The sequence below is a fragment of the Amycolatopsis sp. NPDC028719 genome (assembly GCF_055565395.1).
The window spans coordinates 137,784-160,032 of sequence record NZ_JBVHUL010000010.1 but is presented as its reverse complement, the minus strand read 5'-3'; the positions used below and the strand labels follow the sequence as shown (position 1 = coordinate 160,032).

Below are 22,249 nucleotides of genomic sequence, written 5' to 3'. Positions count from 1 at the left end.
GACCCGCAACCGCGGCTAAACCGCCCGAGGCCGCGGAGCGTGTGGGCGGTGCGTCTCACCCGAGGCATGAAACGAGGGAAACCCGATGAAGCTCTGGGCAAAACTGGGTGTCACCGCGGCGGCGGCGCTGAGCGCGACCGCGATCGCCGCGCCGGTGGCTTCGGCCGCGGCCAACCCGTACTCCCCCGAAGGGGCCTGCGCCCACGACTTCGGCGGCACGTGGTCCCGGGCGAGCGACGGCCACCGCGACGTGACGTTCGGCTCGGCCAAGTGGGGCGACGTCTGGCTGATGTACAACTCCTCGCACGACAACTGCGTCACGACCATCAAGTCGGTCGACGTCGGCGCGAGAACCTTCGTCAACGCCGGAATTCTGGTGAAGGGCGGGTTCTGGCAGGACGACCACGGCGATTTCCAGTACTACGCGGCCGTCAAGGTCTCGTCGAACAACCAGTGCGTCCAGTACGACGGCTACGTCGGGCGCGCCGCGGGCATCGGCTCCGGCAGCCGCTACACCTGGGGAAACTGCACCTGACCGCACGCGCCGCCCCGGGACACACCCGGGGCGGCGCGCGCTGTGCCGCACGTCAGAGGTCGTCGTCCGGCAGGAGCGGGCGCATGAACGACCGCCGGTACCGCACCACGCACCCGCTTTCCTCGCGGATCTTGTCGGCCTCAATGAAGTCCGGGTCGACGCCGAACAACGTCCGGTACCGCTCGTACGCGGCGAAGCTCTCGAAGCTGAACAACGCCCGGGCTTCGTCGCTCGCCCCCTCCGACGGCAGGAAGTAGCCGTGGTGGACGCCGCCTTCGCGCTGCACCAGCCGCATCCACGCGGCGGCGAAGCGTTCGAAGTCGGCGAGCTTGGCGGGGTCGATGACGTAGTCGACGACGCACGTGATCATCAGTGACTGCCCCACACGCGGTCGGCCGTCGCCACGATCAGCTCCAGCTTCCGCAGCTGGTCGTCCGTGGTGAGGTCGTTGCCCTCCTCGGTCGAGGAGAACCCGCACTGCGGCGAAAGGCAGAGCTGGTCGATGTCGACGTACCGCGAAGCTTCCTCGATCCGCCGCACCAGGACGTCGGCGTCCTCCAGCTCCGGCCGTTTCGTCGTGACCAGGCCGAGGACGACCTTCTTGTCCTTCGGCACGAACCGCAGCGGCTCGAAACCGCCGGAACGTTCGTCGTCGAACTCCAGGAAGAACCCGTCGACGGCCAGCTCGCCGAACAGCGCCTCGGCGACGAACTCGTAGCTGCCCGAAGCGACCCAGGACGACCGGAAGTTGCCGCGGCAGAGGTGGGTCGTCACCCTGAGATCGTCAGGCCGGCCGGCCAGCGCCGCGTTCATGGTCGCGATGTTGCGCACGTGCTGCGTGTCGGGGTCGCCGCCCATCCGCGCGACGAGCTCCCGCTGCGCCGGGTCGTTGAGGTAGGCCAGGCTCGTGTCGTCCAGCTGCAGGTACCGGCAGCCGAGCTCGTGCACGGCGGCGACCTGAGCCGCGTAGGCCGCGCTCAGGTCGGCGAAGAACTCCTCGAGGTCCGGGTAAACGCTTTCGCTCACCGCCGCCCGGCCGCCGCGGTAGTAGACCATGCTCGGCGACGGGATGGTCAGCTTCGGCGTCACGCCGGGGTCCACATGGGACTTCAAGAACCGGAAGTGGTCGGCGAAGATCGGCTCCTCGAGCCGCACCTTGCCGTCGACCTGCAGGCCCGGCGGGCTGAACTCGAGGTCGCCCGCCAGGTTGTGGAACTTGACGTGCAGCCGTTCGTCGCTCTTGGAGATCCCGCCGAGCGCGTAGATGAAGTCCATGTGCCACGAAGCACGCCGGAACTCGCCGTCGGTGGCCGAGCTCAGCCCGGCCGCCTTCTGCATCTTGATGACGTCGCGGATCGCGTCGTCCTCGACCGCGCGGAGCTGCTCCACGCCGATCTCACCGCTTTCGCGCCGCCGTCGCGCGTCCCGCAGCACCGGGGGCCGCAGGAGGCTCCCGACGTGATCGGCGCGAAACGGCGGGCCCACCTGGGAAATACCACCCGAAGTCATGCACCGATGGTCACACATCCGCGGCCGTCGCGCCGCCCCCCGAAACAAGATCATGACGTCCGGGTCTTGCCACGGTCACGCGCGCGGCGTTGGCTGTGGGCCGGGAAAGGGGCTTGATCATGACGAAACCCGCGGTGCACCCCGTCGACCAGGGCCTGCCCGCCGGCCGGCTGGCGCTGCTCGGCCTGCAGCACATGTCGATCATGTACGCCGGCGCGGTCGCCGTGCCGCTGATCGTCGGCAGCGCGCTGAAGCTGGACCCGGCGACGATCGGGCTGCTGGTCAACGCCGATCTCCTCGTCGCGGGCGTCGCGACGATGATCCAGGCGATCGGCATCGGGAAGATCCTCGGCATCCGGCTGCCGGTGGTCGCGGGCGCGACGTTCAGCGTCGTCAACCCGATGATCCTGATCGCGTCGCAGTACGGCCTGCCCGCGGTCTACGGCGCGATGCTGGCATCCGGCGTTTTCGGGTTGCTCATCGCGAAGCCGTTCGCAAAGCTGATCCGGTTCTTCCCGCCGCTGGTCACCGGGACGCTGCTGCTCGTCATCGGCGTCTCGCTGCTGGGCCCGGGCGCAGGGCTGATCGCGGGCAACGACCCCAGCGCGCCGGACTACGCGGCCCTGTCGCACATCCTGCTCGCGTTCGGCGTGCTCGCGCTGCTGGTGCTGTTCACGCGGATGCTGCGCGGGTTCGCCAACCAGATCGGCCCGCTGCTGGCCTTGGCGATCGGGCTGGTGGTCGCGATCCCGATGGGGCTCGTGCACTGGGACGGGCTCGGCGCGGCGAGCTGGTTCGGGCTCGCGTCGCCGTTCCACTTCGGCGCGCCAACGTTCCCGGTCGCCGCGATCCTGTCCATGTGCGTGGTCATGCTGGTGACGTTCACCGAGTCCACCGCCGACATGATCGCCGTCGGCGAGATCACCGGACGGCCGCCGACCGACTCCGACCTCGCGCGCGGCCTGGCCACCGACGGCTTCTCGGCCGTGCTCGGCGGCGTCATGAACTCCTTCCCGGACACGGCTTTCGCGCAGAACGTGGGCCTGGTGCGGATGACCGGCGTGCGCAGCCGCTGGGTGGTCGCGGTCACCGGCGGGATCCTGGTGCTGATGGGCCTGGTGCCGAAGATCGGCGCGTTCATCGCGGCGATCCCGCAGCCGGTGGTCGGCGGGGTGGCCGTGGTGATGTTCGCGATGGTCGCCGCGGTCGGTGCGCAGAACCTCAAGAAGGTGGAGTTTTCCGGCAACCACAACACGTTCATCGTCGCGGTGGCCCTCGGCGTCGGCCTGCTGCCGGCGTTCGCGCCGAAGATCTTCCAGCACTTCCCCGCGTGGCTGCAGACCATCTGCGGCAGCTCGATCACGGTGGCGGCGGTGCTGGCGTTCACGCTGAACCTGCTGTTCAACCACCTCGGCCGGCGCTCGGAGCCGGACCTGCTGGAAGCGCCGTGAGCAACCGTCCGACGAGCCGGGCCGCGGTGCCCGGCTCGACCGGACGCCGGAACAGCACCCGCAGGTAGAGCGGGGCGAGGACGAAGTCCAGCACCTCGTCGACCGTCGGCACCCGCTCGCCGCGCGCCGCGGCCTTGTCGAGCGCGGCCTGCAGGTCCTCCCCGCGGGCCTTGAGGTACCCCACCGGCTCCGCGTCCGGCGCCATGGTCGCGACGAGCGCGCGGAGCATGATCTGGCCGCGACGGTCGCGCATCGCGCGTTCGACGCCTTCGGCCCAGCCGAGCAAGTCGCCCCGTAGCGAGCCCGTGTCCGGGATCGGCGACGTCGTGCGCAGGCGTGTCACGGCGGCGTCCAGCAGCAGGTGGTCGCGGCTGCCCCAGCGCCGGTAGATGCTCGTCGGGTTCACGCCCGCGCGTTCGGCGATCTTCGGGATCGTGGCGTCGATCTCCCCGGCGGCGAGCAGTTCGACGACGGCTTCGTGCACGGCGTCGCGAACGCGCGCACTGCGGCCACCGGGTCGGGTCATGACCGCAGCCTAAAGCAAACGTGCTTGCTTTTGTCATCGAGGTGTGGCTAGCTTTAAAGCAAATGAGATGGCTTTAGGGAGACTTCGATGGCCCGCAAGATGTCCCGCGAAGAGCGTGAGCAGTTCCTCGCCCAGCCGCAGGTCGGCGTGCTCAGCGTCGCCGCGGAGCGCGGCCGGGCTCCACTCACCACGCCGATCTGGTACCGCTACGAGCCGGGCGGCGACGTCGTCGTGATGACCTCGCCCGGCTCGCGCAAGACGCGGCTGATCGAGGCGGCCGGCCGGTTCGCGCTGTGCGTCCAGCAGCAGGACGGCGTCTACAAGTACGTTTCGGTCGAGGGTCCGGTGGTGGAGTCGTGGCCGATGACGAAGGCGCAGCGGCACGAGATGGCCGCCCGCTACTTGCCCTCGGGCATCAGCGAGGCCTACACGGACGCGACCGACGACGCCCACGGGAACAACATCGCGATCGTGATGCGCCCGGAGCGCTGGAACACCTCGGACTTCAGCGACCTCGCGGAGAAACTGGCCTGATCACCAGCAGATGACCAGCACGCACGTCGTCCTCCTGGTCGTCGTCGGCGTGGGTGCCGGCGGCTGCCCCTGGGGCGGAGTCGAGGTCGGGGTCGTGGTCAGCGAGCTGGTCGGGTCGCCGCCGCTGCTGGACGTGGTGGTCGGCGTGGCGGAACCGGTGCTGCTCTCGGTGGTCGGATCGGTGCCCGGGACCTCGGTGACGGTCTCGCGGGGCACGCCGGCGCCGGGGACGACGTCGCCGCCGCCGGTGCCGCCCTCCGGGGGCGAGTCCGTCGCCTGGTCAGCACCACCGAGCCCGGTGGTGCGCCCCGGGAACGGGATCACCTGGATCTGGTCGACCGGGGACGCGTTCTCGGTGCCCTTGCCGCTGAGCCCGACCAGCACCGCGGCGGCTCCGCAGCCGATGACGACGGCGAGCATCACCGCGAGCACGCGCCAGCGCGACTGCCCCGGTCCCGAACGGTCGCCCCAGCCCTCGCGCACGAGCAGCTCGGCGACCGATACCTCGTCGTTCACCCCGACAGACCTTCCCGAGAGGGCCTTCCGGCCGACGTCGTGATCGTATTTTTACCGCACAAAGCACCCGAACGGGTGAGGTGTTGGCAAAAATTCGTCACGTAACGTTCGTTTTGACGGTGAGTGACATTCCACAGCGGATTCACAGCTGCGGTTCGGGAGACTCCCAGCATGACCGTCGAAGCTCGAACCATGCTGCTGAAAGCCGATCGGCCGGTGCCCCGCATCGCCGTTCCGCGTCGCGGCTTGCGGGTGTTCGCCCGGGTCGTCCCGAATCCGAGGGAGACCCCCTTCACGTTCGGTTACCTGGTTCTCCTGCTCGGCACGACGCTGCTGCTCAAGTTCGCCGACCCGGAGCTGACCGCCCGGCTGCTCCAGCTGTCCAGCACCGACGCCCACAACCTCTGGCGACGGCCGCTGACCTCGCTGCTGACCAGCGCGATCTGGCTGTCCGACGAAGGCTGGCTCGCCTACGTCGTGATCTTCACGATCGCCGTCGCACCACTGGAACGCCGGTTCGGCGCCCGCCGCGCGGCGACCGTGTTCTTCTCCGGCCACGTGCTGGCCACGCTCGTCACCGAGCTGCCGGTGATGGCGCTGATCAGCGCCCACGTCCTGCCGAACTCGGCCGGGCACTGGCTCGACATCGGCGTCAGCTACGGCTTCTTCACCACCGCCGGCGCCCTCGTCTTCCTGTTGCGCGGCCGCGCGCGGCTCGCCGCGCTGGCCGCCGTGGAGGCGTTCATCGCGGTGATCTGGCTCGGCGACGACCCGGCGAGCCTCGACTCGGTCGTCACGCTGCTCGGCCACGCGGTCGCCGCGCACTTCGGGCTGCTGTTCTGGGGACCGCGGCTGCGCGGCCCAGCCGCAGGCCGGACCGGGATTCCGGCGGGTAGGCAGGAACCGGAGTCGGTGGTGTAATCGACCGAGCCACACGCCGACTGCCAGGGGGACGACGCTCATGGAGGCAGGCTCCCTCGCCGAACTGGTCGAGCTGAGTCCCGACGCGATCTGCGTCCACGAGCACGGCGTCCTGATCTACGCCAACCGCGCGGCCCTCGAGACGTTCGCGGCGCGGTCCGCGGCCGAGGTCGTCGGCCGCCGGTTCACCGACTTCGTCGCCGAGGACTCGCGCGCCGCCCTGGTGGAGAAGCTCGCGCTGCTGACCGAGCCGGGGCAGGCGAGCGAGCCGGTCGAAGCGCTGATGTCCCGGCTGGACGGGAGCAAGTTCGCCGTCGAGACGGTGTCGGTGCGCCTCGGCGGCCGGCTCGCCTACCAGGTCGTCATGCGCGACATCACCGCGAAAAAGGCGGCCGCGGACGCCCTGCGCTACCAGGCCGCGCTCGTGTCGCACGTCAGCGACGCGCTGATCGCAACCACCGGCGAAGGCGTCGTGACCAGCTGGAACCCAGCGGCCGAAGCGGTGTACGGCTGGACCGCGGCCGAAGCCGTCGGACGGCGGGCGAGCGAGCTGGTCGGCGCGCCGCTCGACCTGCGCGGCGGCGGGGTCACCGAAGCGGTGCATCGGCGGCGGGACGGCGCTCCCTTGGCGGTCCGCGTTTCGGCAGCTGAGATGAACGACGGGTACGTGCTCGTCTGCGCCGACGAAACCGCGCGCCGCCGGGCCGAGCAGAACTACCGCACGGTCGTCGCGTCCCTCGACGAAGGCGTGCTGGTGATGGGCCCGGGCGGGCTCATCGAAGCGGCGAACCCGGCGGCCTGCCGGATCATCGGCGTCACCGAAGCCGAGCTGATCGGCGTCCCGTGCCACACGCTCGTGCTGTTCACCGAGTCCGGGCAGTGGATCCCGCCGGACGAGACGCCGTCGGTGCGGACGCGCCGCACCGGCGTCACGCACAACGGCCTCGTCGTACGCCTGCGCCGGCCCGACGGCCGCGACGTCTGGGTGTCGCTGACCTCGCGGCTGCTCAACCCCGACGACCCGGCGGCGCTGGCCGTGGTCACGTCGTTCACCGACATCACCGAGACCCGCGCGATCAGCGCGCGGCTCGCGCACGACGCCACCCACGACCCGCTCACCCGCCTGGCCAACCGGACCCTGGTGCTCGGCAGGCTCGACGTCCGCGAACGCGGCGCGGTCACCGTGCTGTTCCTCGACCTGGACAAGTTCAAGGTCATCAACGACTCGCTCGGGCACTCGGTCGGCGACCAGGTGCTGCGGATCGTCGGCGAGCGCCTGCGCCGCTGCTCCGGCCGCGACGACCTGGTCGGGCGGCTCGGCGGCGACGAGTTCGTCGTCGTCACCGGCGAGGTCACCGAACCCGGCGAGGTCCGGGCACTGGCCGAGCACCTGCGGGCCGCGCTGGCCGAGCCGATCGGCGTGCTCGGCAGGCAGCTGCACCTCGACGCCAGCATCGGCGTCGTGCTCGTCGGCAGCGCCGACCGCCGCAGCGCCGAGGACCTGCTGCGCGACGCCGACGTCGCGATGTACCAGGCCAAGACGCTCGGCCGGGGCCGGCACCACTTCTTCGACGTCGGCCTGCGCGAGCGGATGCAGCGGCGGCTGCGGATGGAGCAGGACCTGCGCGACGCGGTGCACGACGGCCAGCTCTGGCCGGCCTACCAGCCGGTCGTCGACCTGCGGACCGGCGAGATGGTCGCGGTCGAGGCGCTGCTGCGCTGGACGCACCCCCGGCACGGCGCGATCTCGCCCGTGGAGTTCATCCCGCTCGCCGAGGAAAGCGACCTGATCAACGTGATCGGCAAGGAGATGCTCCGCGCGACGACGCGCGAGCTCGCCACGCGACGCCGTGACCAGGGTCTGGACCTCACGCTGAAGGTCAACCTCTCCACCCGCCAGCTCGACGACCCGCACCTGGTGCCCGCGGTGCAGGACGCGCTGGCCAACACCGGACTGCCGGCCGGCGCGCTCTGCCTGGAGGTCACCGAAAGCGCGTTGATGCGCGACCAGGAAGCGGCCGGCGAAGTGCTGGCGTCCCTGCGTTCCCTGGGCGTGCTGCTGGCGATCGACGACTTCGGCACCGGGTATTCGTCGCTCGCGCAGCTGCGCCGGCTGACGCTGGACACGCTCAAGATCGACCGCTCGTTCATCACCGGCATCGCCGAATCCCGCGACGCGGCGGCGATCGTCACGAGCATCATCGCGATGGCCCACGCCGTCGACCTGACGGTGATCGCCGAGGGCGTCGAGTCCGCGGAGCAGCTGGACCTGCTGCGTTCGCTGGGGTGCGACCAGGCCCAGGGCTACCACCTGGGCCGCCCGGTACCGGCGGCCGAGCTGTTCGGTCAGTAGATCTCTTTGAGCCTTCTCAGTTCGTCCGGCGTCAGTTCGATGCCGAAGTCCTTGAGAGTGGCATCGAGTTCTTCCGGCGCGACGGTGGTGGTTTCGCTGCTGCCACCGGGCTTTTCGACGGTCAGCTCACGGCCCAGCAGCTTCCGGCTGACGCCCGGTTCGAGCGTCATGATCACCAGCCGTCCGGTGAACGGCGACTTCGGGTGGGTCGACGTGTAGTGGTGGTAGACCTCGTAGTCGATGGGGTGCATGCCGTCGAGCCGGAAGTCGAGCAGGTCCTCGTCGCCCTTCTTCAGCGTCCACCAGCCGTCCTTTTCGGTCAGCCGGTGCGGCCAGCCGGCCTGGTCGGTTTCCTGGCCGTCGACGAGCGGCATCGGGGCGAGGATCCCGGCACCGAACCCGACGTCGGCGTGGAAGCGTTTTCCGTCGGCCTCCGCGACCAGCGTCATGTGGGTGTACGGCCCCGGCCGCCGCGGCTGGACGCGCGCGGCGAGCCGGTGGACGGGGTAGCCGAGCTGCTCGAGGACGGCGGCGAAGAGGCCACTCTGTTCGTAGCAGTAGCCGCCCCGCCGCCGTCCGACGAGTTTCGCGCTCACGACGTCGAGCGAAATCCCTTGGTGCTGCCGGAGAACGACGTCGACGTTCTCGAACGGAATGGCCTGGACGTGAGCGCGCATGAGGTCCGCGAGCGCGCTCTCGGACGGCGGCCGCGGTTTTTGCCCGATCCTCGCCAGGTAGGCGTCCAGGTCGACGGCGTCGATTCCCCACTCGCTGGTCATGGGATCCAGGGTGCACCCTCGACCTGACTGGAGGTCAACCTTCGTGGACGATCTTCCGCACCTCGACGGCGGTGTACTGCGCATCGGGAATCATCGCGGCGAGTTCGACGGCGCGTTCTTCGCTTGCGACATCGACGACGTAGTAGCCGCAGAGGAAGGCGTCCGACTCGACGAAGGCGCCTTTCTGGACCCGGGTCGCGCTGTTCCGGACGCGGACGGTCTTGGTTCCGGCGGGCTCGGCGAGCGCCTTGGTCTCGACCATCTCGCCGGTGTCGGTGACGGTCTTGATGAAGGCGCCGTGGCCTTCGTAGACGCCGTTCTTCTGGTCGTCGGTGAGGGTGTCCCAGAGGGTCGGGTTCATGTGGAGGGCAAGGAGGTATCGCACGTCGGCTCCCCGGTGTGGGTGGCGGCCCGGGGTGGGCTGCCTTTCGCCGGGTGGTCGGAGCCGGCGGGGTGGACCGGACACGGGCGTTTGCGGTTCACTCGTTCGGCCTAGTTCTCGCCGAATCCGCTAGGACTTCTCCATGGCGTACGTCCGATTCCAGAGCACCGAGCCCAACGACGAAGGCCGGCACCCCGGCTTCTTCGGCCTGATCAACAACCTCAGCCGGTCCGGCAGGCTGACTCCCGAGCAGGAGGAGTTCCGCCGGACCAACCACGCGTGGTACGAGGCGCACTACACGAATCCCGCCACGGTCGATCCGGCCGTCTACGACCACGCCGTCAACCCGGGCGCGACCGCCTGGTTCAAGGAGTCCGCCGAGGCGCTCGTCGCCCGGGCCGCCGGGTACCTGGAAATCCTCGGCGCCCACGGCATCCGCTGCGACAGGCTGGTGGCGCCCGAACCCCCGGGGCGAGTCATCTACGAGGACGAGGACCAGATCGTCGTGGTCCCGCACCCGAACTGAACCCGCACACGAAAAAACCGCCCCGAACATTCGGGGCGGTTTTCGGAGCGGTGGCCAGGGCCGGGGTCGAACCGGCGACCTTCCGCTTTTCAGGCGGACGCTCGTACCAACTGAGCTACCTGGCCGGGAACGCCGGCCTGGAGCCGAACGATCTTGCGACCCTGACGGGACTCGAACCCGCGACCTTCGCCGTGACAGGGCGACGCGCTAACCAACTGCGCCACAGGGCCTTGCGTACTGCGATCTTGCTTCTACTACTGTACTGCGTACTCCCAACGGGATTCGAACCCGCGTTGCCGCCTTGAAAGGGCGGAGTCCTAGGCCGCTGGACGATGGGAGCCCGGCCGGTTTCGGGTGACCGACCGACCGCGCTCTCAGGTCCCCCCGGGAGCGATTACAAGCATAGGGCACGCCGCCACCGCTTTGCAGGGGGGTTCCCTTAAGCCCCCGGGGAAGCCGCGACCTGCGCAAACAGCTCGGTCAGCCGACTTTCGAGGTCAGCCTGCTCCGGCGACGTCAGCGCCGATGCCAGGAGCTCGTCGATCCGATCGTCCGTCAAGGACTCCGCGCGCTGCCAGCGGGCGCACAGATCCGGCTTCCGCGAAGCCGCCGCCACCAGTTCGTCGGCCGCCTCCGCCGGCCACGCCGTGCGCAGCAGCCGCTCACGGCCGCCCTCCGGGTCCGCGATCACCGCCTCGGGCACCGTCAGCCCCATCGCCCGCAGGGCCGCGAAGTGCAGGCCGCCGCGCAGCTCGCGGAAGACCATCAGCGCGAACCCGAGCCGTTCGACGTCCCCGGACGGGCGCGCCGCGTTCTTCCAGCCCGCGAACAGCGCCAGCCCGCTCGCGTCCGCGGCGTCGACGACGCGGAACAGCAGATCCACCAGACGGCCGGGCTCCGATACGGCCGAAAGGTTGACGCGCGACCACCGAGCCGATGACTCCGTGTAGGCGCGGACGGCCGCGGGTGCGTCCAGGGCCGACGTCGCCGGCGGCAGGACGAAGTCGAACAGCCAGTGCGGAAAGATCCCGAACAGCTCCGCGGCCACCTTCGGCGGGACGTCCCCGAGCACCGCCGAGCGCCCCCGCACGTACAGCGACCGCGGTGGCAATCCCACCTCCGCCTCGACCGCCGCCAGTTCCGGCGAGGTCATGAACCTGCCGCCCAGCACCTGCACCACCGGCCGGATCCGGTTCGCCGTCATGGTCGTCCCCTTTCGACCCGGCAAACGTAACAGTGTTACGAAACCTGCGTCAAGAAACCCGGACAACCTTGAGAATCATTCACCGAAAACGGCGACAACCAGCAGGAACATCACCGGACGGGCCCGGCGGCACCCACACCGCCCACCGGACCCACCGGCCCACCACTCAACGCTGAACCGGCGCCTGCCCGTCCTCATCCAGATTCAGACCCAGCATCTCCAGCAACTGCACGCAGTCTTCGACCCCCAGCGCACCGTTCGCCACCGCCAGCCGAGCCCGCCGAACCTGATCATCCGACACCCGCTGCGCATCCGCGGCCCCACTCCGCTGCGCCGGCAACCCCCCGGCGAACGGAGCACTCCCCCCATCGGCACCTTCGTACCGAAGGAGGAACTGCCGCACTTCAACAGACCCGCTCATAGCCCCTCCAAACGGCTCACAACAGCTTGGCCGCGAGGCTAACCAGCACCGGCCGCCACACACAGCCCCCCGGAGAGTGAACCTGAGGCCACGCTCCGCTCAACGCAGCGCAATCAGCACGGAGAGAGAACGGGACCACCCGAACGACGGTCACCTGCCTCGGAAGTGACAGAGGGCGCGGAAATTTCCCGCGCCCACTCGCCGAAGCGAGGAACTCGTGCAACAATCGAAGTGCTGACACACCCCCGGTCAGCGCCTGTGGAGATCCCCTCCGACCCCCGCGTTCCTCCCCCTGGCGCGGGGGTCCTCCATTTCTTCGGGTTGCTCGGGCTTCGCCCTTCGCCACCCGCTTCATTTCGGCGTATTACCCGGGGGGCCGAGCCCCCCGGACCCCCCACGGTGCCTCTGGTGCGGCTTCCAGCGTGGCCGGGTTTTCGCCTCGGGCGCTGGGCGCCCTGGCGGCTTTCCCCGGGCTTGGGCGCTGGCGCGCCCTCCCCTCAGTTGTGTGGATGTCCGCCCGCTGGCGCGTGCTCGCTTCGCCTCCTCCGCGGTCCCGTTGCCGCCCGCCCGCTAGCGCGTGCTCGCTTCGCCTTCCTCCTCAGTCCTGCTGAATCGCTCATCCTTCATCCGTCCTGCCGGCCGCCGGTCGCTCGCTGGCGCGCGCTCGCTCCGCTGTGCCCCCTGCAGTCCTGCTGACCGCCCGGCCTTCCTCCACTTCTCAGCCGACCGCCGGTCCCTGGTGCTCCCTGCGGCTGGTTGCTGGGCGCTGGCGGACCCTTCTCTGCCCCGTGCTGCCTTCTCTTCCCGTTTCCTTCGCGGCCGATTCCACCCTTCGCGCGCCTCTTCCTCTCGCCGCGAGCTCACACCCCTTGCCCCTTGCTCTGCCGCCAACGGCCGGGCCGCCTCCTTCATCCGTTTCTGCGGCCAGGCGCCACCCCCTAGTCGCACCTCCCCGTGCAGCCCTTTCTCGACGGCAAATCGCCCCACACCTGGCGCGTTCTCCCTCGCCTGCCGCCGGCTGACGCCCTGTCCTCCGCTCTGCCTCCAGCGGCCGGGCCCTTGCCTTGCCCATCCGTTCTGCAGCCAGCCGCCACCCCTAGCCGCGCCTTTCCGTGCAGCCCCTCTTTTCTGCGGCCGATCGCTCCGCCACTGGCGCCCACCTCTGTGATCGACTCGTTGCGTTAGAGGGTGATTGCGCTGGGTTTGCGGCCGGTTGGGCTGAATGGGTGGCGGTTGGGCTGAATGGGGAATGCGGTTGGCGTGTCGTGGCTCACAGTGTTTTGCGGGGTGAGACCTAACCGTTATCGTGACTGGCGTGCCTCTCCCCTCCCTTGGCCGCTTGAGCAGCCGGACGAACCTCAAAGCCGCGTCCTCCGGACGCCATCGTGGTGCCGCGAAGCCTGCGGACGATGGCGTTGTCGAGGACAAGGAACTCACCTCCTACCTCGCCGCCCTGGCGCCCGATGCCGACAACGAGAGCACCGGGACCGGTAAGCGGTTCGGGGAAGCTCAGGTCATCCAGCTGCGGATGAGCCTCATCGCCAACCAGCAGCTGAAGGACATCGCCGCCGATCGGGACATCTCGCCCCAGGCGCTCGCCCAGGAATGGATCCTCGAGCGGCTCAACTGGGAAGGTCAGGCCGCCTCGCTGCAGGACCAGCGGCAGCACACCGGCGACCTCACCGACCTCACCGACGAGTTCCACTTCCCCGCCGACGCCTTCGACGCGCCGGCCGTCGGGCACCGCTGAACTCGAACACGCATGAGAAAGGGCCCCCGGCAGCAACCGGGGGCCCTTCGCTCAGGCCTTAAGACAACGCTAAAGGGCCTGTCTCTCAGATCGCGCGGACCTTCTGGGCCTGCGGGCCCTTCTGGCCCTGGCCGACCTCGAACTCCACTCGCTGGTTCTCCTCGAGGGTGCGGAAACCGCGACCCTCGATCTCCGAGTAGTGAACGAACACGTCGCCTTCGCCGCCGTCCTGCGCGATGAAGCCGAAGCCCTTCTCCGCGTTGAACCACTTCACAGTGCCTTGCGCCACCGCTGTTCTCCTCGTTACACAGATCCGCTTCGAATGCCACCGAAGCGGCACCCCGGCCGTCCCGGGCGGTTCCAACGAGTCGAGTCAAGAGCGTGTCGGCTCCATGGCTCGCGTCAGAAGTTCCGCGAGTGTGAAGCCACGAACACGCAAAACGACGGCCTGCAAGCAGACTACCGGGATCTGGCCAAAGTTGAACCCCGTGATCGAGGCGAAAAACGCCGGTCCGGGCCAAGGTCACCGGAACGTCGTAGGGCACCGGCCCCGTTCTGTCGGACCCACCGGTTAGTCTTGCGCAGCACAGCGACACCGTGATCACCGGATACGGCTCGCAGTCGCTCGTGCCCCCTCCGTGAAGCAGCGTCAGCAAGCGGTTGTGACCTTCGTCACGCCGATCTCGCTCAACGTCGCAGGTCCACGAGACGTCTCGTTGAGGGGTAGTACCAAAGGGGCAAAGGGGAATGGGTTGACGGTGAGAACATCCACGCGGCGCCGGGGCGCTGCTGTGGCATTGGGCTTGGTAGCCGTGCTCACGCTGGGGGCGTGCAGCAGTGAACCGACGGTGTCGGCGAGCGGGACGTCGGGCGGGGGCCCGACTTCCGCACCCGCGCCCACGGCGCAGCCGGCGAAACTGACGGTGACGCCGGCCGGCGGCGCGCAGGACGTGCCGCCCGGCGAACCCGTCGAGGTCAAGGTCGACAGCGGCACGATCGTCTCGGTCACGCTGACCAACCCGGAGGGCAAGCAGGTCCAGGGTCAGACGTCGGCGGACAAGAAGAGCTGGAACACCACCGAGCAGCTCGGCTACGGCAAGACCTACACGTGGTCCGGCCAGGCGCAGGGCGCCGACGGCAAGAACGTGCCGATCGGCGGCGCGTTCACCACGGTGAAGCCGAAGCGCCAGATGTCGGCCAGCCTGAACGTCGGCGACGGGCAGACGTACGGCATCGCGATGCCGATCGCGCTGACCTTCCCGAGCCGCGTCACCGACAAGGCTTCCGTCGAGAAGGCGCTTTCGGTCGAGACCACGCCGAAGACCGAAGGCTCGTGGGGCTGGATGAACGGCGACACCTCGGTGCACTGGCGGCCCAAGGAGTACTACAAGCCGGGCACCACGGTGAAGGTCAACGCCAAGATCTACGGCGTCAAGATCGGCGAAGGCGTGTACGGCAAGCAGGACGTGTCGGCCAGCTTCGCCATCGGCCGCTCGCAGATCGTCAAGGGCAACACCACGCAGCACACGATGCAGGTGATCCGCGACGGTCAGCAGATCGCCGACTACCCGGTGAGCTACGGCCTCGACTCCGACCCGGGCCGCGTCACCCACAGCGGCGTGCACGTGGTGATGGGCAAGCAGTCGACGTACGCGATGAGCAACCCGAAGTACCACTACGAGAACGTCGTGGTGCCGTGGGCGGTCCGGATCTCCAACAACGGCGAGTTCATCCACGGCCTGGCGGCCTCGGTGTGGGCGCAGGGCAAGAAGAACGTCTCGCACGGCTGCCTGAACCTCTCGCCGGCGCGGGCCAAGGAGTACTACGACGGCGTGCTCACGGGCGACCCCGTCGAGATCACCGGAAGCACGCAGACGCTGACCGCCAAGGACGGCGACTACAGCGACTGGACGTACGACTGGGCGAGCTGGCAGAAGCTGTCGGCGCTGGCCGGCTGAGACCTTTCACGAACACCGGGCGGCCGGGAAGTCCTCGCGGACTTCCCGGCCGTTCGCGGTTTCTGGGGTTCACCCCACGCCGACCGGCTCGTCGCGTGGCCCCCAGGAACGCAGTGAATGACTCATTCCTGGCGTCCGGCGCCAGGAATGAGTCATTCACTGCACCGGAGGCGGCCCCATCGCGGGCCACCGAACTCGCCGCCGAACGTCTTGAAGATCAGCGCAAACTCGATGCAACCCTGGTGATCACCCGGCGCATGACTAAGGGCAGAGGCGCGGCGATCGACGGCCGCGCCCGCGAGAAGAGGAGCTGTCTTGCGTATCCGTATCGCCCTTTCCCTCGGCGCTCTCGTGCTCGCCGGTGGCGCCCTGACCGGTGGCATCGCGCTGGCTTCGGAGGCGCAGCCGCCGGCACCGTCCGCGACCACCCGGCCCACCCAGCCGCCGTCCGCGATGCCGACCGACACCCGCAAGCCCGCCGAGGCGCCGACCGCCGTGCCCGCGCCGCCGCGCGAAGCCACGAAGGCTCCCAGCACTCGCCCGCAGCGCGTTCCGCGGGCCGTGCCCGCGGGTCCGACCGGTGACCTGCACCTGCCGGCCGTGTGGGAGACCCGGTAACCAGGTGATCTCCCGCTCCCGTCCGTCGACCGGGCCGGGCTCGCCGTGGGACGGCGAGTTCGCCCGGTACTTCGGCGAGCGCGCGCACAGCCTGCGGTCCACGGCCTTCCTGCTCTGCGGCGACTGGCACCAGGCCGAGGACCTCACACAGGCCGCGCTGCTCAAGCTCTACCTCGCCTGGCCGAGGCTGTCGCGCCACGACGCCTTGGACGCCTACGCCCGCAAGGTCGTGCTGCGCACGTTCCTCGCCGAGCACCGGCGCAGCAGGTGGAAACGGGAGCGGCTCACCGACACACCACCGGAACTCCCGGCGGAACACGCCGGAAGCGACCAGGACATGCTGGTCCGGCAGGCGCTGGCCGTACTGGCCCCCAAGCAGCGCGCCGTGCTGGTGCTGCGGTACTTCGAGGACCTGAGCGTCGAAGAGACGGCGCGGGCACTCGGCTGCAGCACCGGCACGGTGAAGAGCCAGGCGTCCCGGGGCCTGGCGACGCTGCGCAACCGGCTCGGCCCGCACTACGGCGCGCTGAGCTTCAGCGCGACCACGGAGGGGAGGTGACGAACATGGACCCCGAAGACGACGTCCGCGCGTTCCTGACCGGCGCGGCCGGTGGCTCGCAACCGCCGATGCGCCTCGACGCCACCGACGTGATCGAGCGCGGCGGCCGGGTCCGGCGACGACGCAAGCGCTGGGCGGTCGCCGGCACCTCGACGGCAACGGCGGTGATCCTCGCGGTGGCCGGTTTCCTGGCCGGTCACCGCGCCGGGCCGCCCGATCCGGTGCAACCCGCCGGCCCGGTGCTGTCCACGATCGGCACCACCGCCCCCAGCCCGCTGCCGCCCAGCGAGGTCCCGGCGACCTCGATCGCGCCGCCGCCGGAGGCCCAGCCGGGCCGGACGCCGGCGCGCACGTCGAAGGCGACGCTGCCGACTCCGTCCACCCGGAAGGTGGAGCGGCCGACGTCGCCGCCCTCGGCGAGTCCGACCGATACGGGCCGGGAAGCGCCCGTCGCCACCACCTCGCGCTAGACGTTCCCCCAGGTCGGCGGCGTGGCGCAGATCACCGCGCCGAAGTGGGTTTCCGACGAAATACCGGGCCGGGTCGTGGCGATATGCCGGGTGGTGTTCCGATCGGACACCGGACAACTGCTCAGCCGGACGCTCAGCCGCCGGCCCGAGAACCCGAGGAGGAAGCACATGGTGTTCGCCGCACTCATCGTCGAAACCGGAATCGCTGTTGTAGTGGCGGGCGCGCTCGCCGCTTGGTCCCGCAAGCGCTTCGCTCCTCGGAACGACGCCGGCTGACCCGCGAAACACGGGTGCCCCGCCCGGTGATCCGGGCGGGGCACCCGTGTTTCCGGCGGCCGCTCAGCGCTGAGCGGTCGCGGAGGTCACTTTGCCGCCGCTGCCTTCGGTTTCGATCTGGTCCATCGGCACCTGCGACGTCTCCGGGATCTTGATGATCGGGATGATCGCGATCAGCGCCGCGGCCATCAGGTAGTACGCCGGCCAGTCTTCGTTGCCGGTGCTCTTGATCAACGCCGTGACGACGACACCGGCCGTGCCGCCGAACAGCGACGTCGAGATGTTGTAGCCGATCGCGAACGAGCCGTAGCGCACCCGTGTCGGGAACATCGCCGGGAACGTCGAGCCGATCACCGCGAGGATGAGCACGAGCAGGATCGCCACGATCAGGAACCCGACGAACAGCCACAGGATGCTGCCGGACTGCATCAGCTTGAGGCAGGGCCAGCTCAGCACCAGGAACCCGATGGCCGCGGTGAGCAGCAGCGGCTTCCGGCCGATCCGGTCGGACAGCGCGCCGAGCGGGATGATGATCGCCATCTGGATGACCTCGACGGCGATGATGATCAACGTCGCGGTGTTGTCATTGATCTTCAGCGTGTCCGTGAAGTACGTCGGCATGGTGGTCAGCAGCAGGTAGTCCGCGACGTTCAGCAGCAGCACGATGCCGATCAGGTTGAGGATCATCCGCCAGTTGCGGACGAAGATCTCCTTGAGCGGCGCCTTCTGCGGCTTCTCGCCCGCGGCCTCCATGCGGCGGAATTCGGGGGTGTCCTCGAGCTTGTTCCGCAGGTAGAGCCCGATCAGGCCGAGCGGCAGCGCGACGAAGAACGGGATCCGCCAGCCCCAGGCGTCGACCTGGTCGGCCGAGAGGGACAGCGTCACGGAAAGCACCACGAGGTTGCCGAGCACGTAGCCGCCCAGCGTGCCGAGCTCCAGGAAGCTGCCGAAGAAGCCACGGCGCTTCGTCGGCGAGTACTCGGCGATGAACGTCGCCGCTCCGCCGTACTCACCACCGGTCGAGAAGCCCTGGATGATCCGGAGCAGCAGGATCGCGATCGGCGCCGCGATGCCCATGCTGTAGCCACCGGAATACGTCGGCAGGACACCGACCAGGAACGTGCACCCGGACATCAGCAGGATCGTGACGGCGAGGACCCTCTTGCGGCCGATCTTGTCGCCGAGGGGACCGAAGAAAGCTCCGCCGAACGGCCGCACGATGAACCCGACCGCGAGCAGCGCCAGCGACTTCAGCACCGCGTTGCCTTCGCCGGGGAAGAACTGCGTGCCGATGCTGACGGCGATCGCACCCGAGGTGAAGACACCGTAGTCGTACCACTCGGTGGCGTTGCCCATCGCGGACGCCCACACGGCGCGCTTGACGGTTCTTTCGTCCACTGACGGTTTGCCCGTCGTTGCTGCTTCTTCGCTCATGCCGGCGACGACCTCCTCCGTGCAGTGCCCTTAGGGCCGTTCGAGCTCATCCCCTCAGTCTTGCCGGATCGACGCAGGTCGGCAGGCTGAGCCGGGAAATCTCTACGGTGGGGAACTTTCCGGCTACTGAGAGGTGTACGTTGCCCGATTACGCCGTGGGCCGCGCGCGGCGGGCGGCTACCGGCGAGTTAACGTCAGCGCATGAGTCGTGTTTCTCAACCCTGGCCGCCGGTGGCGGTGGAGCCCGCGGTCCCGCACCCGAAGGCGCCGGCGCCGGGTACCGAGCTCGGCGTCCACTTCAGCGAGTGCTTCGGCTGCGGTGACGAGGCCGACGCCGGGCTGCACCTGCGCTCGACGGTCGGCGAGGGCCAGGTCATCCACTCGCGGTTCACCGTGACGGCGGCGCACCAGGGCGCCCCCGGGCTCGCCCACGGCGGCCTGCTGGCCTGCGCGTTCGACGAGGCCCTCGGTTCGACGGTCGGCAACCTGATGCGCCGGCCGGCGGTGACGGGCAAGCTCGAGACGGACTTCCGCCGCCCCGTCCCGGTCGGCTCGACGCTGTTCATCGAGGCCCGGCTGGACGGCATCGCGGGCCGCAAGATCTACGTCAGCGCCGACGGCCGGCTCGACGCGGCGGACGGCCCGATCGCGGTGAGCGCGCGGGCGCTGTTCATCGTCGTGGGCTTCGAGCACTTCAGCACGCACGGCGACCCCGAGGCGCTGGAGAAGCTGGCGGCGCAGCACGAGAAGAACCAGCAGCGGCAGCGCGAAGACTCCGACTGGGAGATCAACCCCTGACCGCACTTTCCCGTGAAAGGTCCGACCTGGGAGCCGCACTTTCACGTGAAAGTGCGGTCAGGTCAGGGTGCGGGGGCGGATGGCGTTCGCCCGGTCCACGAGCTTCACGCGCTCCTCGACCGTGCTCGCCAGCCGCGCCAGCGCGCGGTAGCAGCGTTCCAGCCCGAACCGCAGCTCCCGCTCGTCCAGCGAACATCCCAGCACCCGCACGCCCGGCGACGGTTTGCCCTGCTTGATCCAGTCGTGCGCGGCCTCGAGCACCCCCGCCGACAACCGCGTCTGGCGTTCGAGGTCCAGCCGCAGCCGCTCCAGCCGGGACGACGCGTCCACCAGGTCGTGCTCGGTCACCGGCGTCTCACGGCCGTTCGCCTTGGTCGCCGTGGTCTTGATCCTGATCGCGGCGACCTGCGCGTCGACGTAGTGCGTCGAGGACGGCGGGACCGTCTCCAGCACCTCGACCGCACTGTTGCGCGCGCCCTGCGCGAGGTAGACCCGCGCGAGGCCGAACGCCGCGCTGACGTACGTGCGGTCGGTCCGCCAGACCAGCTCGTAGAACCGGGCCGCGGCGAAGTAGTCGCCGACGCCCTCGGCGCTGATCCCCAGCGCGAGCTTCGGCGCGATCTCGCCCGGCAGGTCGTCGTACACGGATTCGAACGCGACCTGCGCGACCCGCGACCGGCCGCCCGCCAGCTCGATCAGGCCGCGGTACCAGTCGATCCGCCAGTCGTGCGGGAAGCCGTTCTTGATCGCCAGGTACTGCCCGGCCTGCAGCTGCCGCTGCGCCTCGGCCAGCTCGCCCAGCTCGATCCGGGCCCGCACGATCCGCAGCCGCACCTCGATCGACTCACGTGGCGCGCCGGCCAGCGCCTCGATGGCGCCGCGCGGGTCGAGCGCGGTCGTCGTGGCGAGCACGCCCGCCGCCGGGTCGTCCGTGTCGACCTGCGGGATCGGCAGGCCGGCGACGACCTCGTCCGCGCCGGGCAGCGGCACGCTCCGGCCGGCCTCCGGCACCACCAGCTGCACGCCGAACGTGCGGCTCTCCGGGCCGAACACGGTCGACGCGCCGGGCCGCGGCTTGCCGGTGCCGAGCGCCATGATCTCGCGCAGCACCCCGGTCAGCTGGTCGCCCATCTCCTCGGCGGAGAGGAACCGCCGGTCCGGGTCGGCGTGCGTCGCGCGCCGCAGGAACCGGTAGTACGAACCGAAGAGCGCGAACAGCGGCACCGCGTCCGGGCCGGGCAGCGTCGTCTTGAACTTGGTGGTGTAGCCGGTGAACTCGAAGCTCAGCACCGCGAGCGTGCGCCCGACGGTGAACAGGTCCGACGCCACCGAAGCGCCCTGCTTCGCCAGCTCCGGCGCGCTGTAGCCGGTGGTGAAGAACAGCGGGCTCTCGTAGTCGTCCATCCGCCGGACCGCGCCCAGGTCGATCAGCTTCAGCTGCTCGTTGGTCTGGATCACGTTGTCCGGCTTGAGGTCGCAGTAGAGCAGGCCCTGGCTGTGCAGGTAGCCGAGGGCGGGCAGGATCTCCAGCCCGTACGCGATGACCTGGCCGATCGGCAGCGGCTCCGGACGGCGGCTCTCCCGGTGGTGCGCCAGCGCGAGCTGCCGCAGCGACTGGCCGCCGACGTACTCCATGACGATGTAGCCGACGGTCGTCCCGCTGTGGGCGTCCGGGTGCTGCACGAAGTTGTGGATCTTGACGATGTTCGGGTGCTCGACCTCGGCGAGGAACCGCTGCTCGTTGGCCGCGGCCGCCATCGCCGTCGCGTCGCCGGTGTCGATCAGTCCTTTGAGGACGACCCAGCGGTCGCTGACGTTGTGGTCCTGCGCCAGGTAGATCCAGCCCAGGCCGCCGTACGCGAGCGCGCCCAGCACCTCGTACTGGCCACCGACGAGCTCGTGCGGCCGCAGCTTCGGCACGAACGAGAACGGCGTTCCGCAGTTGTCGCACTTTCCTTCCGCCGCACCGGGTTTCCCGTCCTTGCCCCGGCCGACCTTCGCGCTGCACTTGCTGCAGAAGCGCTTTTCCTCCGACACCATCGCGTTCGTCAGCACCGCCGACGCCGGATCACGAGCGGGGACCGCCGGCACCTCGACGAGCCCGGCGCCGAGCCGGCCGCGGCGGGAGCGGGACGTCCGGGACGACGTCCGCCGGCCCGTACCCGGGAACGCACCGGAGCCGGAGCCCGAGCCGCTGCCGGTTCCCGAGCCGGTCCCGGTGCCGGTGTGCCGGCCTTCGCTGGTGCGCTCGGGCAGGACGCTTTCGGTGCCCGGGTCGGGCAGCGGCGTGTCCGGGCCGGCGTCCGGCCGCGGCGCCGGCGGCATGATGCTCTGGGTCTCCGGCGCCGGCGCGGCGAGCACGCTCGTCGGCTGCGGCGCGTTCGGGTCGGGGCGGATCGCCTGCGTCGGCTGGACCGGCGGCACGACGGGGTTGATGCTGCCCGGCGGGCGGGTCGGATCCTCGGCACCCGGGATCGTCCCGCGCACGGCCGTCGGCTGGCCGCGCGGCGGCGTCGGCGGACGGCGGACGGGCGCGTGGATGACGGTCTCCTCGCCGCGGGGCGGCTCACCGTCGTCGAGGCGGCCCGAGATCGACGGCTCCGGCGTCTCCCACCGCACCGGTGGCGGCGGCTGCCAGCTCGGCGGCGCCGCCGGTCGCTGCTCGTCGTCCGGTGCGGCGTGCCGAGGACGGCGCGGCTCCTCCGACACTTGCTACCTCCCAGATCCCC

General features: G+C 69.9%; 24 protein-coding genes and 3 tRNA genes. 13 read left to right on the top strand and 14 right to left on the bottom strand.

Annotated features, from left to right (window positions below):
* Positions 1-85 precede the first annotated feature (85 nt).
* The gene (locus ACZ4TR_RS37235) at positions 86-535 is read left to right on the top strand and encodes a hypothetical protein (RefSeq protein WP_465292779.1); all 450 of its coding nucleotides are present in this window, start codon (positions 86-88) and stop codon (positions 533-535) included.
* A gap of 52 nt (positions 536-587) precedes the next feature.
* Here ACZ4TR_RS37235 and ACZ4TR_RS37230 read toward each other — a convergent pair whose 3' ends face one another.
* A complete protein-coding gene (locus ACZ4TR_RS37230) occupies positions 588-905 on the bottom strand; it encodes an NIPSNAP family protein (RefSeq protein ID WP_086675711.1) in 318 nt (105 codons plus the stop codon).
* A complete protein-coding gene (locus ACZ4TR_RS37225; protein ID WP_465292778.1) occupies positions 905-2,044 on the bottom strand; it encodes a 5-methyltetrahydropteroyltriglutamate--homocysteine S-methyltransferase in 1,140 nt (379 codons plus the stop codon). The genes ACZ4TR_RS37230 and ACZ4TR_RS37225 overlap by 1 nt, the downstream gene beginning before the upstream one ends.
* A 119-nt stretch (positions 2,045-2,163) precedes the next feature.
* Here ACZ4TR_RS37225 and ACZ4TR_RS37220 point away from each other — a divergent pair, with 119 nt between their 5' ends.
* The gene (locus ACZ4TR_RS37220) at positions 2,164-3,495 is read left to right on the top strand and encodes a nucleobase:cation symporter-2 family protein (RefSeq protein WP_465292777.1); all 1,332 of its coding nucleotides are present in this window, start codon (positions 2,164-2,166) and stop codon (positions 3,493-3,495) included.
* Here the strand turns inward: ACZ4TR_RS37220 and ACZ4TR_RS37215 are convergent.
* Positions 3,446-4,021, bottom strand: a complete 576-nt coding sequence (locus ACZ4TR_RS37215; RefSeq protein WP_465292776.1) for a TetR/AcrR family transcriptional regulator — start codon at positions 4,019-4,021, stop codon at positions 3,446-3,448. The two genes, ACZ4TR_RS37220 and ACZ4TR_RS37215, sit on opposite strands and share 50 nt — an antisense overlap.
* Positions 4,022-4,108: 87 nt before the next feature.
* On the opposite strand from ACZ4TR_RS37215, the gene ACZ4TR_RS37210 reads away from it, so the two are divergent.
* Positions 4,109-4,555 carry a pyridoxamine 5'-phosphate oxidase family protein gene (locus ACZ4TR_RS37210; protein WP_465292775.1) on the top strand — a complete coding sequence of 149 codons (447 nt, stop codon included), beginning with the start codon at positions 4,109-4,111 and terminating at the stop codon, positions 4,553-4,555.
* Here the strand turns inward: ACZ4TR_RS37210 and ACZ4TR_RS37205 are convergent, their stop codons facing one another.
* Positions 4,556-5,071, bottom strand: a complete 516-nt coding sequence (locus ACZ4TR_RS37205; RefSeq protein ID WP_465292773.1) for a hypothetical protein — start codon at positions 5,069-5,071, stop codon at positions 4,556-4,558.
* Between the two features lie 171 nt (positions 5,072-5,242).
* On the opposite strand from ACZ4TR_RS37205, the gene ACZ4TR_RS37200 reads away from it, so the two are divergent.
* Positions 5,243-5,992 (top strand): rhomboid-like protein, encoded by a 750-nt coding sequence (locus tag ACZ4TR_RS37200; protein ID WP_465292772.1) that lies wholly within the window; start codon positions 5,243-5,245, stop codon positions 5,990-5,992.
* 40 nt (positions 5,993-6,032) lie between these two features.
* Positions 6,033-8,345, top strand: a complete 2,313-nt coding sequence (locus ACZ4TR_RS37195) for a sensor domain-containing protein (protein WP_465292770.1) — start codon at positions 6,033-6,035, stop codon at positions 8,343-8,345.
* On the opposite strand, the gene ACZ4TR_RS37190 is transcribed toward ACZ4TR_RS37195, so the two are convergent.
* Complete coding sequence (locus tag ACZ4TR_RS37190) at positions 8,339-9,124, bottom strand: arylamine N-acetyltransferase family protein (RefSeq protein ID WP_465292769.1); 786 nt, start codon at positions 9,122-9,124, stop codon at positions 8,339-8,341. The two genes, ACZ4TR_RS37195 and ACZ4TR_RS37190, sit on opposite strands and share 7 nt — an antisense overlap.
* A 34-nt stretch (positions 9,125-9,158) precedes the next feature.
* Positions 9,159-9,509 carry a YciI family protein gene (locus tag ACZ4TR_RS37185; protein ID WP_465292768.1) on the bottom strand — a complete coding sequence of 117 codons (351 nt, stop codon included), beginning with the start codon at positions 9,507-9,509 and terminating at the stop codon, positions 9,159-9,161.
* Positions 9,510-9,648: 139 nt separating this feature from the next.
* On the opposite strand from ACZ4TR_RS37185, the gene ACZ4TR_RS37180 reads away from it, so the two are divergent.
* On the top strand, positions 9,649-10,032 hold the full coding sequence (locus ACZ4TR_RS37180; RefSeq protein ID WP_465292767.1) for a hypothetical protein: 384 nt from the start codon (positions 9,649-9,651) through the stop codon (positions 10,030-10,032).
* 51 nt (positions 10,033-10,083) lie between these two features.
* Here the strand turns inward: ACZ4TR_RS37180 and ACZ4TR_RS37175 are convergent.
* The 5 genes from ACZ4TR_RS37175 to ACZ4TR_RS37155 form a co-directional block, all read right to left on the bottom strand.
* Positions 10,084-10,157 (bottom strand) — tRNA-Phe (locus ACZ4TR_RS37175).
* Positions 10,158-10,188: 31 nt separating this feature from the next.
* Positions 10,189-10,262, bottom strand: a tRNA-Asp gene (locus ACZ4TR_RS37170).
* Positions 10,263-10,299: 37 nt separating this feature from the next.
* Positions 10,300-10,372: transfer RNA gene (locus ACZ4TR_RS37165), tRNA-Glu, on the bottom strand.
* Positions 10,373-10,471: 99 nt separating this feature from the next.
* A complete protein-coding gene (locus tag ACZ4TR_RS37160) occupies positions 10,472-11,236 on the bottom strand; it encodes an SCO6745 family protein (protein WP_465292766.1) in 765 nt (254 codons plus the stop codon).
* 166 nt (positions 11,237-11,402) lie between these two features.
* Entirely contained in the window at positions 11,403-11,657 is a 255-nt protein-coding gene (locus tag ACZ4TR_RS37155) for a hypothetical protein (protein WP_086683067.1), read from the bottom strand.
* Between the two features lie 1,315 nt (positions 11,658-12,972).
* Between ACZ4TR_RS37155 and ACZ4TR_RS37150 the strand changes: the two genes are divergently transcribed.
* Positions 12,973-13,407, top strand: a complete 435-nt coding sequence (locus ACZ4TR_RS37150; protein ID WP_364522478.1) for a hypothetical protein — start codon at positions 12,973-12,975, stop codon at positions 13,405-13,407.
* Between the two features lie 85 nt (positions 13,408-13,492).
* Here ACZ4TR_RS37150 and ACZ4TR_RS37145 read toward each other — a convergent pair whose 3' ends face one another.
* Complete coding sequence (locus tag ACZ4TR_RS37145; RefSeq protein WP_003097368.1) at positions 13,493-13,696, bottom strand: cold-shock protein; 204 nt, start codon at positions 13,694-13,696, stop codon at positions 13,493-13,495.
* 469 nt (positions 13,697-14,165) lie between these two features.
* On the opposite strand from ACZ4TR_RS37145, the gene ACZ4TR_RS37140 reads away from it, so the two are divergent.
* The 5 genes from ACZ4TR_RS37140 to ACZ4TR_RS37120 all read left to right on the top strand — a co-directional run bounded on the left by ACZ4TR_RS37140 (position 14,166) and on the right by ACZ4TR_RS37120 (position 17,288).
* Entirely contained in the window at positions 14,166-15,365 is a 1,200-nt protein-coding gene (locus ACZ4TR_RS37140; protein ID WP_364522477.1) for a L,D-transpeptidase, read from the top strand.
* Between the two features lie 315 nt (positions 15,366-15,680).
* Positions 15,681-15,983, top strand: a complete 303-nt coding sequence (locus ACZ4TR_RS37135) for a hypothetical protein (protein WP_364522475.1) — start codon at positions 15,681-15,683, stop codon at positions 15,981-15,983.
* Positions 15,984-15,987: 4 nt separating this feature from the next.
* Positions 15,988-16,542 carry a SigE family RNA polymerase sigma factor gene (locus ACZ4TR_RS37130; protein ID WP_465292764.1) on the top strand — a complete coding sequence of 185 codons (555 nt, stop codon included), beginning with the start codon at positions 15,988-15,990 and terminating at the stop codon, positions 16,540-16,542.
* Positions 16,543-16,547: 5 nt separating this feature from the next.
* Positions 16,548-17,012: a hypothetical protein gene (locus ACZ4TR_RS37125; protein ID WP_465292762.1), complete on the top strand. Its 465-nt coding sequence runs from the start codon at positions 16,548-16,550 to the stop codon at positions 17,010-17,012.
* A 21-nt stretch (positions 17,013-17,033) separates the two neighbouring features.
* Positions 17,034-17,288, top strand: a complete 255-nt coding sequence (locus ACZ4TR_RS37120; protein ID WP_465292760.1) for a hypothetical protein — start codon at positions 17,034-17,036, stop codon at positions 17,286-17,288.
* A 63-nt stretch (positions 17,289-17,351) separates the two neighbouring features.
* Here the strand turns inward: ACZ4TR_RS37120 and ACZ4TR_RS37115 are convergent, their stop codons facing one another.
* Positions 17,352-18,686 (bottom strand): MFS transporter, encoded by a 1,335-nt coding sequence (locus ACZ4TR_RS37115; RefSeq protein WP_465293106.1) that lies wholly within the window; start codon positions 18,684-18,686, stop codon positions 17,352-17,354.
* 237 nt (positions 18,687-18,923) lie between these two features.
* Between ACZ4TR_RS37115 and ACZ4TR_RS37110 the strand changes: the two genes are divergently transcribed.
* Positions 18,924-19,520, top strand: coding sequence for a PaaI family thioesterase (locus tag ACZ4TR_RS37110; protein ID WP_465292758.1), 597 nt, complete (start codon positions 18,924-18,926; stop codon positions 19,518-19,520).
* A gap of 57 nt (positions 19,521-19,577) precedes the next feature.
* Here ACZ4TR_RS37110 and ACZ4TR_RS37105 read toward each other — a convergent pair whose 3' ends face one another.
* Entirely contained in the window at positions 19,578-22,229 is a 2,652-nt protein-coding gene (locus tag ACZ4TR_RS37105) for a serine/threonine-protein kinase (protein WP_465292756.1), read from the bottom strand.
* Positions 22,230-22,249 lie beyond the last annotated feature (20 nt).